Source organism: Pseudomonas coronafaciens pv. oryzae str. 1_6, assembly GCF_000156995.2.
GTDB lineage: Bacteria > Pseudomonadota > Gammaproteobacteria > Pseudomonadales > Pseudomonadaceae > Aquipseudomonas > Aquipseudomonas tremae.
Genome location: NZ_CP046035.1, coordinates 2,997,374 through 3,011,727 on the forward strand (window position 1 = coordinate 2,997,374; position 14,354 = coordinate 3,011,727).

11 protein-coding genes are annotated in these 14,354 nt (G+C 58.2%); 7 read left to right on the forward strand and 4 right to left on the reverse strand.

Translation table 11 applies throughout. From position 1 onward, the window contains the following. Window positions 1-26: 26 nt before the first annotated feature. Entirely contained in the window at window positions 27-3,509 is a 3,483-nt protein-coding gene (locus POR16_RS13530; RefSeq protein ID WP_122381169.1) for an indolepyruvate ferredoxin oxidoreductase family protein, read from the reverse strand. A 185-nt stretch (window positions 3,510-3,694) separates the two neighbouring features. On the opposite strand from POR16_RS13530, the gene POR16_RS13535 reads away from it, so the two are divergent. The 4 genes from POR16_RS13535 to POR16_RS13550 all read left to right on the forward strand — a co-directional run bounded on the left by POR16_RS13535 (window position 3,695) and on the right by POR16_RS13550 (window position 6,999). Continuing rightward, window positions 3,695-4,162 (forward strand): Lrp/AsnC family transcriptional regulator, encoded by a 468-nt coding sequence (locus POR16_RS13535; RefSeq protein ID WP_005894096.1) that lies wholly within the window; start codon window positions 3,695-3,697, stop codon window positions 4,160-4,162. A 494-nt stretch (window positions 4,163-4,656) separates the two neighbouring features. Further along, on the forward strand, window positions 4,657-5,181 hold the full coding sequence (locus tag POR16_RS13540) for a sigma factor-like helix-turn-helix DNA-binding protein (RefSeq protein WP_024669374.1): 525 nt from the start codon (window positions 4,657-4,659) through the stop codon (window positions 5,179-5,181). Window positions 5,182-5,302: 121 nt separating this feature from the next. Beyond that, a complete protein-coding gene (locus tag POR16_RS13545) occupies window positions 5,303-6,439 on the forward strand; it encodes a M14 family metallopeptidase (protein WP_005894094.1) in 1,137 nt (378 codons plus the stop codon). A 191-nt stretch (window positions 6,440-6,630) separates the two neighbouring features. After that, window positions 6,631-6,999: a histone-like nucleoid-structuring protein, MvaT/MvaU family gene (locus POR16_RS13550; RefSeq protein ID WP_005894093.1), complete on the forward strand. Its 369-nt coding sequence runs from the start codon at window positions 6,631-6,633 to the stop codon at window positions 6,997-6,999. A gap of 232 nt (window positions 7,000-7,231) precedes the next feature. Here POR16_RS13550 and POR16_RS13555 read toward each other — a convergent pair whose 3' ends face one another. After that, window positions 7,232-8,461 carry an MFS transporter gene (locus POR16_RS13555; RefSeq protein ID WP_024669377.1) on the reverse strand — a complete coding sequence of 410 codons (1,230 nt, stop codon included), beginning with the start codon at window positions 8,459-8,461 and terminating at the stop codon, window positions 7,232-7,234. Between the two features lie 106 nt (window positions 8,462-8,567). Here POR16_RS13555 and POR16_RS13560 point away from each other — a divergent pair, with 106 nt between their 5' ends. Both POR16_RS13560 and POR16_RS13565 read left to right on the forward strand, forming a co-directional pair. Next, on the forward strand, window positions 8,568-9,113 hold the full coding sequence (locus tag POR16_RS13560; RefSeq protein ID WP_005894087.1) for a TetR/AcrR family transcriptional regulator: 546 nt from the start codon (window positions 8,568-8,570) through the stop codon (window positions 9,111-9,113). A gap of 76 nt (window positions 9,114-9,189) precedes the next feature. Next, window positions 9,190-10,494 carry a leucine-rich repeat-containing protein kinase family protein gene (locus POR16_RS13565; RefSeq protein WP_024691180.1) on the forward strand — a complete coding sequence of 435 codons (1,305 nt, stop codon included), beginning with the start codon at window positions 9,190-9,192 and terminating at the stop codon, window positions 10,492-10,494. A gap of 22 nt (window positions 10,495-10,516) precedes the next feature. Here the strand turns inward: POR16_RS13565 and POR16_RS13570 are convergent, their stop codons facing one another. Further along, window positions 10,517-11,221 (reverse strand): YebC/PmpR family DNA-binding transcriptional regulator, encoded by a 705-nt coding sequence (locus POR16_RS13570; protein WP_005894082.1) that lies wholly within the window; start codon window positions 11,219-11,221, stop codon window positions 10,517-10,519. Window positions 11,222-11,564: 343 nt separating this feature from the next. Between POR16_RS13570 and POR16_RS13575 the strand changes: the two genes are divergently transcribed. Then, window positions 11,565-13,520, forward strand: a complete 1,956-nt coding sequence (locus POR16_RS13575; RefSeq protein WP_162010097.1) for a type VI secretion system Vgr family protein — start codon at window positions 11,565-11,567, stop codon at window positions 13,518-13,520. Here the strand turns inward: POR16_RS13575 and POR16_RS13580 are convergent. Further along, window positions 13,507-14,280, reverse strand: a complete 774-nt coding sequence (locus POR16_RS13580) for an enoyl-CoA hydratase (protein ID WP_024691182.1) — start codon at window positions 14,278-14,280, stop codon at window positions 13,507-13,509. The genes POR16_RS13575 and POR16_RS13580 overlap by 14 nt on opposite strands. Between the last annotated feature and the right edge of the window lie 74 nt (window positions 14,281-14,354).

Below are 14,354 nucleotides of genomic sequence, written 5' to 3' on the forward strand. Positions count from 1 at the left end.
AAATCTACCCGACAGCGCCTACCCGATCAGGCAGCCACCTCATAGAGTTTCGGCGCTATCACTTCCCCGCTTTCCAGGCTTTTGCGCAGGATATCAGCTTGCAACGCAGCGGCTTTCATGGCGCTTTCCTTGACGTGGCCGTAACCACGGATTTTCTCTGGCAGACGCGCCAGGCTCAACGCTGTGTGGCAATTGTGCGCCTGGAGGTGCTGAGCAATCAGCTCGATGTCACTGACATAACGATCGATCAGTTGCCTTTCCTGCTTGCGCTCCAGGCTGCGCCCGAAAGGATCGAGCGCCGTACCGCGGAGGAATTTGAAAGTCGCCAGCACGTCGAAGGCGCGCAACATCCACGGGCCGAAGCTTCGTTTGCGCTGCTGGCCGTTGTGTGGGTCGCGTTTGGCCAGCCAGGAGGGCGCCAGATGAAACTCCAGCCGGTAATTACCTTCGAATTGCGCTTCCAGCTGGCGAGTGAAGTCGCCGTTGCTGTAAAGGCGCGCGACTTCGTATTCATCCTTATAAGCAAGCAGCTTAAAGTAGTTGAACGCCACCGCCTCGGTCAGCATCGGCGGCTGATCGGGAAACAGGCGTGATTCGACCTCGCGGACACGCTGCACCCCTTCCAGGTAACGCATGGCATAAGCGCTGTTCTGGTAGAGGGTCAACGCATCGACATTGCCTTGAATACGCTGTTCAAGATTCATCTGCTGCGGTTCGCTGACCTGCGGCTGCGGGTTGACGAACGCTTCGACGGCGGCAGGGTCATGCGCAGTGCGGCGCCCCCAGAGAAACGCCTGTTGATTGAGGTTGACCGCCACACCATTGAGTTCGATGGCCTTTTCGATGGCTGCCGAGGTCAGGGGAATAAGCCCCAGCTGGAAGGCATAACCCAGCATGAACAGGTTGCTGGCGATGCTATCGCCCATCAAACGGGTCGCCAGTGAAGTGGCTTCGACAAAGTGGGTCTTGTCGGCGCCGACAGCGTCAATAATCGTCTGCTTCATCGCCTCGGCCGGGAATACGGCGTCGGGGTTGCGCGTGAATTCAGCAGTTGGCGTCTGCTGGCTGTTGATGACCGCATGCGAGATCCTGCTGTCGAGCTTGGCGATAGCGTCCGGGCCTGCGGCCACCAGCAGATCGCAGCCCAGTAACAGGTGCGCTTCTCCGGCGGCGATGCGCACCGCGAACAGGTCCTGCTGACGCGCAGCAATGCGGATATGACTGACAACCGGGCCGAATTTCTGCGCCAGTCCGGCCTGATCCAGCACACTGCAACCCTTGCCTTCCAGGTTGGCGGCATAACCAAGCATCGCCCCGACGGTGGTTACACCGGTCCCGCCGACGCCGGGCAGCAGAATATTGAACGGCCGTTCCAGTGACGGCAGTACAGGCTCCGGCAGAAGCGCGAACGCCTCGACCTGCTTTGGCAGTACCGGCTTGCGCAATTTGCCGCCATGCACGGTGACGAAGCTCGGACAGAAACCCTCGACGCAGCTGAAATCCTTGTTGCAGGCGCTCTGATCGATTTCCCGTTTGCGCCCTTGGGCGGTCTCTTTGGGCAGGACCGACAGGCAGCCGGACTTAACCCCGCAGTCGCCACAACCCTCGCACACGGCCGCGTTGATCAAGGCACGTTTCTCCAGATCAGGCATCGTGCCACGCTTGCGACGGCGACGTTTTTCGGTGGCGCAGGTCTGGTCGTAGATGATCACGGACACACCTTTGAACTCCCGAAGTTCACGCTGCACGCTGTCCAGGTCGCGTCGGTGATGAAACGTGGTGATCGGCGCAAAGCCGGCACGGTCGGGATACTTGTCCGGATCGTCGGAGACCAGCGCGATGCGTTGCACACCTTCGTTGAACACCTGACGGCTCAGTTGATCGACACGCAGAACTCCATCAATCGGCTGGCCACCCGTCATGGCCACAGCGTCGTTGTAGAGAATCTTGTAAGTGATGTTGACCTTTGAAGCCACAGCAGCACGCACCGCCAGGTGACCGGAGTGGAAATAAGTACCGTCGCCCAGGTTCTGAAACACGTGAGGCGTTTCGGTAAACGGTGCCTGGCCGATCCAGGTCACGCCTTCGCCGCCCATCTGGGTGAACGTATCGGTTTCGCGATCCATCCAGATAGTCATGTAGTGACAACCGATCCCGGCCAGTGCGCGACTGCCCTCCGGCACACGGGTCGAGGTATTGTGCGGGCAGCCCGAGCAGAAATGCGGGGTGCGCTGGGTGTTGAACAGCGGAGCCTGAAGCGCCCTTTCCTTCTCGCTGAGAAACTGCAGGCGTGCCTCGATCTGCGGGCTGCTGTAGAACGGTGCCAGCCGCTTGGCGATCACCCGGGCAATCATCGCTGGCGTCAGTTCACTGAGGTTCGGCAGCAGCGAACGGCCCTGCTCATCGAATTCACCCACCACCACCGGGCGGCGATCCACTGGCCAGTTGTAAAGCTGGCCGGTCAGTTGGTCCTCGATGACACTGCGTTTTTCCTCGACCACCAGAATCTCTTCCAGCCCCTCGGCAAAGTCATGGACAGAGACCGGCTCGAGCGGCCAGCTCATACCTACCTTGAGCACCCGAATACCGACCCTGTCACACAATTGCTGATCAATGCCCAGCTCTTCAAGCGCCTGACGCACGTCGAGGTAGGATTTTCCAGTGGTGATGATCCCCAGCCTCGGCTGCGCCGAATCCATGACCACCTTGTTGAGCTGATTGGCCCTGGCAAAAGCCCTCGCAGCATAGATCTTGTAAGTATTGAGTCGCGCTTCCTGTGCCAAGGGCGGGTCCGGCCAGCGGATGTGCAGCCCGCCTTCGGGCAGTTCGAAGTCATCAGGGATCCGGGTCTTGACCCGTAGTGGATCAACCTCAACCACTGCCGACGAGTCAACGTTCTCGGCGATCGTCTTCATCGCCACCCAGCACCCGCTGTAACGCGACAGTTCCCAGCCGATAATCCCGTAATCGAGAATTTCCTGGACATTGCTCGGGTTGAGCACGGGGATCATGGAGGCAATGAATGCGTGTTCGCTCTGATGCGCGATGGTCGAGGATTTGCAGCCATGATCGTCGCCCGCAAGGATCAGTACGCCGCCTTTAGCTGCCACGCCTGCAGAGTTGCCATGTTTAAACACGTCACCACAGCGGTCTACCCCAGGTCCCTTGCCGTACCACAGCGCAAACACGCCATCGTACTTGCCATGCGGGAACAGATTGACCTGCTGGCTGCCCCACACCGCCGTGGCCGCCAACTCTTCATTGATCCCGGGCTGAAAGTGGATGGCGTTCTGCTGCAGATAATCCTTGGCATCCCACAGGCTTTTGTCCAGATTGCCCAGCGGCGAACCACGATAACCGGAGATGAAGCCCGCAGTATCAAGGCCTTGCGCCTCGTCGCGCTGCTTTTGCAGCATCGGCAGGCGGGTAAGCGCCTGAGTGCCTGTCAGATACAGATTGCCAGTGGCAAGCCGGTATTTATCATCCAGACGAATATCAGCCAGGGACATGCGCGTACCTCTCTTGTTCTAGTCTTGTTCTTATAGGGAACAGGCCTTTTGCACCGGGACGGTCCTGCCCGGCAGCCTTGTCACTAGACTGCCTGTAGCAAAGCGGCTTTTTCTTTCTAAATGCGTGCAAATCTGCTGATATTGCGCATGCCTTTTTCGACAAGAACAAAAAACAAGGTCAATTCATGCAGCTGAAATTGAGCCCCATCGATCGAAAGATTCTCCGTCTGTTGCAGCATGACGCCAATCTGTCTGCGGCAGAGATAGCAGAACGCGTAGAACTGTCCCAGTCGCCCTGCTGGCGGCGCATCCACCGGCTTCAGGAGGACGGGGTGATCGAGCGCACCGTCGCCTTGCTCAGCACCCGAAAACTCGGGCTTAGCATGACCGTCTTCGTCGAGGTCAAGCTTTCAGGACATGGCCGGCGGTATCTGGCCGAGTTCGAAGAGGCAATCATCGGCCACCCCGAGGTACTGGAGTGCTACACCATGGCGGGCGGGATGGATTTCATGCTCAAGGTGGTGGCGCATGACATTGCCAGCTACGAGCGCTTTTTACGTGATCATCTGCTGCAACTCCCCCACGTGCATGAAGCACATTCCAACATCGCCATGAGTACGGTGAAACGCACCACGGAATTGCCATTGGACTGAGGGAGACGGCGATTTCAGGGATGGGAAAATCCGCCAGACGAGCGCCGGCGGATAATTTTTTTCGATGAGGGCAATAAAAACATTTGATTTTCAAATGATAATGATTATTATTGCTTCAGCGGTTCGCGAGAACTGCTTGATAACCTGGAAGTCTTAGGTCGGCTTCCGGATTATCTCCTCATCAGGCTAATCACGGTTTTTGACCCGGCTTTATTAGCCGGGTCTTTTTTTGGTTCTTTCTTTTAATGTTACCGCTGCTTCAGGCTAATGAAGTCGGGGGCTGCATGTGCATGCTGCGATGGAACGCATCATAGCAAAGCAACCTGCCCTTCGGCCATGTCCAAGGCCCTGAAAATGGCAGGATTCGCACATAAAAAGTGAATGCTGCAATTTTTCAATTGAGAATGATTCTCGAATAAACTAGTCTATTCTCGTTACGGATGTCCCGACGGCTCAAGGAAGAATTCCCATGGAAGATCAGCGACCGAAATATCATGAGTAGTCAGCTCTCTTCTCTACTGCACCTGCCAGCTGGCATGCAGCCAACGCCTGAGACAGTTGAACTCGGCCAGAAACTGGGCAAGCTTTCACGCCGCAGCCGACAGATATTTCTGCTCAGTCGCCTGGACGGCTGGTCCTATGCGGACATTGCCCGCTTCATGGAGATCGATGTGGCACGCGTCGAGCGTGCCATGCTCAGAGCAATGGGCAAGGCGCACACGCACTTGCCCGACGCCGACCAGGTCATTCAGGATCAGGCAAGCCGCTGGTACGTCCACTTGCAAAGCCCGGCGGCCACGGCCAGCGAACGTATCGAATTTCGTCACTGGCTTGATGCCGATGCCAGGCACCTGTCTGCATTTCAGAACAGCGAACGCGTCTGGCGCCTTTTGCAGGCGCCCGCCTCGTTGCTTGGCGCGTCAGGCTGGCATAGACGCAAGCGTCATGCGTATCTGGTCTGGTGCGTGCTGACAGCCTTCATTTGCAGCCTTATGGTCACAGCAGAAGCCATTTCCTGAAGCCGTATGACCGTTGCAATGAAACTTACGTCGCGGCGCATGAACTTTACGTCGTGGAGCACAATGTCGATCGGTGTACAGTAACGGCCTGACATGGCACTAACGTACCCAGGAACACATTGTGACCCTCACTATCAGCGCAGATTTCGACAGCGGCAATATTCAGGTACTGGACGCAAGCGACCCGACGCGAATCAGACTGGCCATTCGGCCCGATACCCAAAGTGCTCATTTTCAGTGGTTTCACTTCAAGGTCGATGGCCTGGCGATTGGCGAGACGTATGGTTTCAGCCTGTCCAATGCCAGCGAGTCCACGTTCAACAGGGCCTGGACCGGCTATAACGCTGTGGCGTCCTACGACCATCAGAACTGGTTTCGCGTGCCCTCCGGCTTTGATGGCAAGGCGCTCGATTTCAGCCTTGCTGCCGAACAGCAGCACGTCTGGTTTGCCTATTTCGAACCCTACAGCCGCGAACGCCATCACCGGCTGATCCTGCAGGCACAAGAGCAGGCAGGCATGCAATTGCTGGCCACTGGCAAAAGTGTCGAAGGCCGTGACCTCCAGCTTCTGCGCAAAGGAGACGGTGCCGAGGGCAAACGCAACATCTGGATAATCGCTCAACAACATCCCGGCGAGCACATGGCCGAATGGTTCATGGAAGGCGTGATCGAGCGCCTTCAGCAACGCGACGATGCAGCTTTGCAACACCTGCTGAACCACGCCGATCTGTATCTGATCCCGAACATGAACCCGGACGGTGCCTTCCATGGCCACTTGCGCACTAATGCCAATGGGAAAGACCTCAACCGCGCCTGGCAGGACAGTACTGAAGAGCAGAGCCCGGAGGTCTTCTTTGCCAGACAGCAAATGGAAAAGTACGGCGTGGACATGTTCCTCGACGTCCACGGTGACGAGGAAATCCCCTATGTGTTCACGGCTGCCTGTGAAGGCAACCCTGGATACACCCCTCATCAGCAGCAGCTTGAAGAGCGCTTCCGCCGCCAACTGTGTGAAGTTACCGTGGACTTCCAGACTGCCCATGGTTACCCGCGCAGTGCCAAAGGCCAGGCCAACCTGAACCTGGCGGCTAACGCCGTGGGCGAGCGTTATAAATGCCTGGCGCTGACGCTGGAAATGCCGTTCAAAGACCACGATAACGCCCCGGACCCGATCGCCGGATGGTCAGGCAAACGCTCGGCACAACTGGCCAGTGACGTGCTTAATGTACTGGCTGACATGGTCAAGGACTTGCGTTGAAAATTGTTCCCGCTTCAAAAAGCGGCTGAACACGCAAACATGTCGGACAATGCATTGTGCATTAGTTCGAACTTCTTTATCCCGGTGACAGTCAGTTCAAGGGATGACTATTCAACACTCTTCCTGCCCTCTTCAAGCGTTTCGGGGCAGGATAAAAAACACATCACACTTAGCAATTGCTTGGAGCACACATGTCAAAACTCGCTGAATACCGCCAACTCGAACGTCACTTGGCCGACCAAATTGCTGCGCTGGAAGCGATGAAAGGCGATAAGGGCCTTGAGCAGGAAATCGAGTTTGAAGCCAAATTGCGCGAACTTCTGGGTGAATACAGCAAAAGCCTGAAAGACGTTATTGCAATTCTTGATCATCCATCGAACTCGAAGCCTGGCAAGGCTTCCGGCACGCCCGTGAAGTCGACCCGCAAGGCGCGCGCGCTCAAGGTTTACAAGAACCCTCACACCGGTGAGGTAGTGGAAACCAAAGGTGGCAATCATAAAACCCTGAAAGAGTGGAAGGCTAAACACGGCTCCGACACTGTAGAGTCTTGGCTGGACTGATTGACAACATGATGATGAGGGCCTTCGCGGCCCTTGTCTTTGTCACGGGCATCAGACTCAGGCCAGTCGCAGTTCCGGACAACTGCATCGCGCCACTTTTTCATCTTTCCTTGTACAGAAGAAATGCCCCTCTATACCCCGGACAGGTCTCGTTGTTTTGTTGTTGCGGAACACCTGATAGTAATAACCCGCCACCAGCATGTACCCCACCTGCGCGGATACATCCCATAGTTCAAACCCGAGCGCCTTCCCTTCTGCCCGCTGCACGTCGCACGATCAAACTCGTCAACGCCAGCAGTGCCAGTATGATTACCACCGCCCCGTACACATTGCTGGTCATCACCAGGCCTGCAGTACGCGCGTAATAACCCGCTATCAGAGCCGGCACGCAGAACGCGAGGTAGCTGAGCACCAGAAACGCCGACATCAGACCGCCGCGCTCATGGGCGTGTGCCATCGGCATGAGCATGCGAAGCGAACCCAGAAAGCTCGAGCCGAAGCCGACCCCCGCCACCACCGCGCCAACGAAGAACAGCCACAGCATGCCGAGGTTGACTGCCAGCAAAATCACCGCAACCCCGACTGGCAAAAAGCTTGCGCCTACCCACAATCCCGCCTCGGGGTTGCGCAGGCGTAATACAAGAATTGCCAGGGCGCCGCTGAGGGTCAGCGCGGCCACTGCCAGCCCGCCATTGAGTGGCGAGGTCGAACCGGTTGCCGCTACCAGCAAGGACGGGCTCAAAGACAGAAAAAAGCCGCCAAGTGCCCACGCCGCGATGTCTACCGGCAACACCAGCCACAACATGGGCCGCGCTTGTTGCGGAACGTGCAGCGATGGCTTGAGAGACTGCCAGACGCCTGGCTGGCGGCTGACCGTTTCAGCGACTCGCCCGAGGTAGATGGCCTGAATCACAAACGCGGTCAGCAAGAAACAGTAGGCCAGTGTGAGGGGCAGCGGCGCCCATTGCACCAGCAGCGCCGTGCCCAGTGCGCCTGCCGCCATGCCCAGCATCGGGGAGATGCTGTTGATCATCGGCCCTTTGGCCTGGTCGCTGTCGAGCAAGGCGGCACCCAGTGCGCTGGCAGCAAGACCGGTAGCGAAGCCCTGCACCAGCCGTGCAGCAACCAGCCAACTGACATCACGGGCGAAAATAAACAGCAGCATTGAGGCGCTCTGCAACAGCAACGCGCCAAAGATGACCGGGCGTCGTCCAAGGTAATCAGACAAGGAGCCGCCCATCAACAATGCAGCCAGCAGGCTGAATGCATACACTGCAAAAACCAGTGTGAGCACAGCGGACGAAAAACCCCACGCCTCCTGGTACAAATGATAAAGCGGCGTAGGCGCGCTGGACGCGGCAAAGAAACACAGCGTGGTAAAGGCCAGGAAGCCGAGATTGCCCCTTGCCCCGACTTGAGGTTGCGCGCCTGCTGCTGACAGGTGGGGTGACGAACGGGACATGACTGCACTCTCCGCTGAAACAAATCTCTAAAGCTATAAATTAGCTTTTGCGGAGTGTGCGACTCTACAACTCTTAAAGCAAATACTTTGTGTTAAGGTCCGCCGTATGGCTATTAAAGATGCAGTACGCACCGGAGGGCGCAGCGCCCGAGTGCAGGAATCCATTCACCGCGCCGTTCGTGACTTGCTGCTCGAACACGAGCGCGCAGTGCTCAGTGTGCCCATGATTGCCGCCAGGGCCGGTGTCACACCCTCGACTATCTACCGCCGCTGGGGTGACTTGAGCACGCTGTTGGCCGATGCAGCCATTGAGCGCCTGCGTCCTGACACACCGATCGATCAGGGCAGCCTGCGTCAGGATTTGTTGACGTGGAGCGAAATGTATCTCGACGAAATGTCTTCGGCGCCAGGTCGGGCCTTGATGCGTGATGTGGCTGCCAGCACCTCCGGTGGCGTGGGTAAATGCGCAGCGATGGTCCGTGAGCAATTGCAGACCCTGATTGATCGCGCGGCCAGTCGCGGAGAAGTGTCGCCGCCTGCCGATGACCTCATCGACGCCATTGTCGCGCCGATGATCTACCGGATTCTGTACTCAGAATCCGCGCCGACAGCCGAGCGCGTCCGGGAATGGGTAGACCGCTGCCTGCCCTGAAACGAGGTTCCGGCAGCCATAGGCTGAAACTCCCGTTATGATGCGCGCCTTGTCCGATCAATGACCGAACCTATTCATGCACACCCTCGCAGACCTACGCGCCGGCAAGCTGGCAGGCATCAAACGGCTGGACCTCTCGTGTGGTCTGAGCGAATTTCCCGTCGAGATATTCGATCTGGCGCCCACTCTGGAAGTGCTCAACCTCAGCGGCAATGCACTGACCTCGCTGCCTGACGACCTCCACCGCCTCAAACACTTGAAAGTGCTGTTCGGCTCCGACAACCTGTTCACGCACTTGCCGGAGAGCATTGGCCAATGCGAGAACCTGCGCATCGTCGGGTTCAAGGCCAATCGCATCGGGCAGGTCAGCGCGGCGTCACTGCCGCCTCGCTTGCGCTGGCTGATCCTGACCGACAACCGGATCGAGTCCTTGCCCGATGAGCTGGGCCAGCGTGCCGACCTGCAAAAACTGATGCTTGCCGGCAACCGCCTGCGCGCCCTGCCCGCCAGCCTCAGGCATTGTCATAATCTGGAACTGATCCGCATCGCCGCCAATCGTCTCAGCGAATTGCCGGAATGGCTACTGAATCTGCCCGCCCTTGCCTGGCTCGCCTACGCCGAAAATCCGCTGTGCAGCGAGCCGCCGACCATACCGGTTCAACAGATCCCCTGGCAGCACTTGAGCCTGCGTCAGCGCTTGGGCGAAGGCGCTTCCGGAATCATTCAGCAAGCGGTCTGGCAGACCGGTAACGAAGATCGAACAGTCGCGGTCAAGCTGTACAAAGGCAGTGTTACCAGTGACGGCTCCCCTCTCAATGAAATGGCCGCCTGTATTGCCGCCGGGCGCCACGGGCACCTGATCGAGGTACTGGGGCAGATCACCGGGCATCCAGATGGGCAAAGTGGTCTGGTCATGGAACTGATCGCCCCCAACTTCAGCAACCTTGCCGGACCGCCGAGCCTGGAGTCCTGCAGCCGGGACGTCTACGCCAGCGATGCGCGCTTTTCGCTGGATGTCCTGTTGCGCCTTGTCAAAGGCATCGCCTCGGTGACCGCCCATTTGCATGCAAGTGGTATCACCCACGGCGACCTGTATGGGCACAATATTCTCTTGCAGAATGACGGTGACTGCCTGCTGGGCGATTTCGGCGCGGCGTCGTTTCACCCTTCGGCAACGCTGGGCCAGGCGCTCGAGCGTATAGAGACGCGGGCTTTCGGTATTTTGCTGGGGGAACTGCTGGAGCGTTGTGACGCCGCGCCACAGGAGCATGCCGTTATTGCGGGTTTGCAGGCGCTGCAGACGCGCTGCGTACAGCCCGCGTGCGATAAACGGCCATCGCTGGAAGAAGTACTCGGGGAACTGACGGCATGGGGCGCATGAAGCGCCCTCTTGCTTAAGCCGATCAGCCAGCCAGGCCCACGTAGACGTTCTGAACGTCATCATGGTTGTCGATAGCCTCGAGAAATGCTTCGACTTCAGCCATCTGCTCGTCGGTCAAGCCATCCACTGTGCTTTTCGGACGATAGCCCAGTTGCGCGGACTGAACCGTGAAATCGAACTCAGGGAGCGCCTTGCAGACCGCATCCATATCGGTGGACTCGGTCAGGAACAGCGTGGCGCCCTCTTCAGCCGGCTCGAAATCCTGGGCACCGGCCTCGATCGCTGCCAGCTCCGGATCTGCGTCTGGCTTCGCAGGAACAGCTTCGATCATGCCCTGATAGAGAAAATCCCAGGACACCGAACCGGCAGCTCCCAACTGCCCCTTGCGGAACAGCACGCGAATTTCGGAAACGGTGCGGTTGATGTTGTCGGTCAGGCACTCGACGATCACCGGCACGCGATGCGGTGCAAAACCTTCGTAGGTCAGGCGCTCGAAGTTGACGCTCTCGCCCAGCAGGCCAGCCCCTTTGTTGATTGCGCGTTCCAGGGTTTCGCGCGGCATCGAAGCCTTCTTGGCCTGCTCGACCACCAGGCGCAGACGCGAGTTCATGACCGGGTCAGCACCCGCGCGGGCCGCGATCATGATCTCCTTGGAGAGTTTGCCGAACGTACGTCCCTTGGCATTGGCTGCCGCTTCTTTATGCTTGACCTTCCACTGTGCGCCCATGTCTGCTCTCTTGATTCGATAGGCGCTTCGCCGCCTGCGCCTGCATGACTGGCAGAACGCGGCACTGGCAAAGCGCTGAAAAAGGGTCGCCGGCAAAATACCCTGTCCGGCGCGGCGCATTTTATACGCGATCACCGCAGATGAAACCCCCGACAGCCATCTTGGCTGACGAACTCACCAAGATGGCTGTTGAGCTGGCGAAATGCAATCATCCAATAGGCAGCACGGCTTGTAGTCCCTTTCCGAAAAAACATACGGCAATGCTTTTGACGCCTGGCTTTCCGTACCCTGCGCTCCCTGAATTCACAGGTGGGAGAGCCCGCGAATGTGCAAAGACCTGCAAATGCCAATCACGCTGGCCATTGCCGACTGCCAGGCGGACTTGCGTGTCATCGGCTTCACGGGTCGCGACGCGCTTAACGAAACTTATCGCTTTGATATCAAGCTGATCAGCAGTACTGAGCATCCGGACATCCTTGCGTTGCTGCATCGCGACGCGTTTCTGAGCTACGGACGTTTTGGCGAGGGTGTGCATGGCCAGGTTTGCCAGATCAGCCGGATCCACGACGGAGCATGTGTCAGCCTTTACCATCTGGTGCTGATGCCGAACCTGAGAAAACTTGCGCTCGTTCAACGGCGCCGTATTCATCAGGATGTCACGGCACCGCAACTGATCGCTCGGTTGCTAAGCTCGCCTGCAGTCGGCACGAACGCCTGCCGGTTCGGCTTGATGAGCGGCTTTTATCCTCCCAGGCCGATGCGAGTCCAGTACGACGAAACCGACCTGCACGTGTTGTACCGACTGTGCGAAGAAGAAGGGATTCATTTCCGCTTCGAGCATGAGCCGAGCGGCCACGTACTGGTGTTTTCGGATGACCCGGCGAGCTTTCCCATCCAGCGCGCGCCAATCAGGTTCCGCCACAACGGGCAGACAGACGCGGCGGAGGCAGCGCTTTTACACATGGCCGAAAGACTGGCAATACCGCCTGCCTCGCACTACCAACACCAAAGCCGAAGGACTGCCAGCCCACTGTCACCGGGCTCACCAGAGGAGATGAGCACACCGGCAGCCAATCAGCCTTTTGTGCCTGCAACCTATAGCGGATCTGTCAGCCCCCAGGAGGTGCTCGACCGCCAGCACGGCATTCGCAACCTGGAGCGTCTGCGTTGCGAACGACGTGAAGTCAGAGGCCAGACCCGCTTGTGTGCGCTGCGTAGCGGTGAAGTCGTTCAGGTGCTTGAGCACCCCGAACCGTTGTTCAACGATCAATGGCTGCTGACCGAAGTGACTCATTCGGGACGCCAGTTGCAGGTGCTGCGTGGAGCCGATGTCAACGACACACAAGCCATTCTGAAGGCTGTCCTCAACGACCCACGCGCCCCAGTTGAATCAAGGCACGCATCAGGCAATGGCTACAGCAACAGTTTCAGGGCCATCCCGTGGGCGATACCCTTTCGCCCTTCGCTCAGACACCCTCGGCCTGCCGCCACAGGCGATCACATCGCGACGTTGCAGCGTGACAGTGCCCAAGAACAACGACCCGGTTTTCGATCAATCAGATTCGACTGGCAAGCAGCCCTCGGCCATGGCAGCTCAACTCATTCCTGGCCAACCGCTCAGGCTGCCAGCGATGAGTTGTATGCTCTGCCGCCAGGTACAAGCGTCCTGATTCGCTATCTCGGCAATAACCCGGAACGCCCGGTGATCTGCGCCGCACTCGGCCCGGCTGACGCCCCTTCAGGCTGCAGTCTCAGACTGGACGGTGCAGCCATCGCCCCTGTCGACAGCATTCGTCTGGCCAGTGGTGAACACTTGCAGATCACGACACATGAAGGGTTGATTTTGCACGACCAGATGACAACGCTGCACATCGTTCCACAGCACATCCTGATAACCGCCCCGAACACTACGCCGATTACAGCGTCCGTCACCAACACGTCGGTCTCGACGCCTTCTGCCGGGCACCCGGCGTTGGGTGACCTTCGTCTGACCGGGCAGCCGGGCCGTGATGGCGAGCCGTTGGCAGACCGTATCTGGTACATCGTACGAATGGACCAGCCTGGCCTGCAGCATCTGCCGCGCGTAGCCGCCGAAGACATTCTGTTCGAAGGCAGAACCGATGAACGTGGCCATTTGGGTCTGGACGAAGAACAGTGCAGGCGCCTGGCAGACGAGTATCGCCAGACGCCACGGGCGCTCTGCATTATCCACCCAGGCCACTGCCTGCCGCTGCACATCTGGTTTGAACAGAGCCGGGGTCAGGGGGAGCGCGGCCTGATCGAGATCAACAATCCTTGAAGCCAGGCTGGCGCTTTTCGATAAAGGCCTTCATGCCTTCTTTCTGGTCATGGCTGGCAAATGCAGCATGGAATACCCGGCGCTCGAACCGGATACCTTCGGCCAGACTGACCTCGAACGCGCGGTTGACGCTTTCCTTGACCATCATTGCCACAGGCAGCGATTTCGCTGCGATGCTGGCTGCCACCGCAAGCGCTTCCGGGAGTAACCGGTCCAGCGGCAGGACTCGGGATACCAGCCCGGCGCGCTCGGCCTCCTGAGCGTCCATCAAGCGACCGGTCAAGCACATTTCCATCGCCTTGGCCTTGCCGACGGCCCGTGTCAGACGTTGCGTCCCGCCCATGCCCGGCAACACTCCCAAGTTGATCTCAGGCTGACCGAAACGGGCGTTTTCAGCCGCCAGAATGAAGTCGCACATCAGCGCCAGCTCACATCCACCACCCAGTGCAAATCCGGCCACGGCAGCCACAATGGGTTTACGGCGGGCTGCGACCCGATCGCTTTCGCGGAACAGGTCATCGAGGTAGATCTGCGGGTACGAAAGCTCGACCATCTCCTTGATGTCGGCTCCGGCAGCGAATGCTTTTTCCGAACCTGTCAGCACGATGCAACCAATGGTTTGGTCTGCCTCGAAGCGGTCGAGCGCATGGTTCAGCTCGTCGATAAGCCGGGCATTCAACGCGTTCAATGCCTTGGGACGATCCAAGGTGATCAGCCCGACCTTTTCGATAGTCTCTGTGAGGATCATCTCGTAAATCATTGATAAATATCCTTTTTAAAAAATTACCGACTTAATCCAATTATTATAGAAATAACTTCATAAATTGCTCTTAA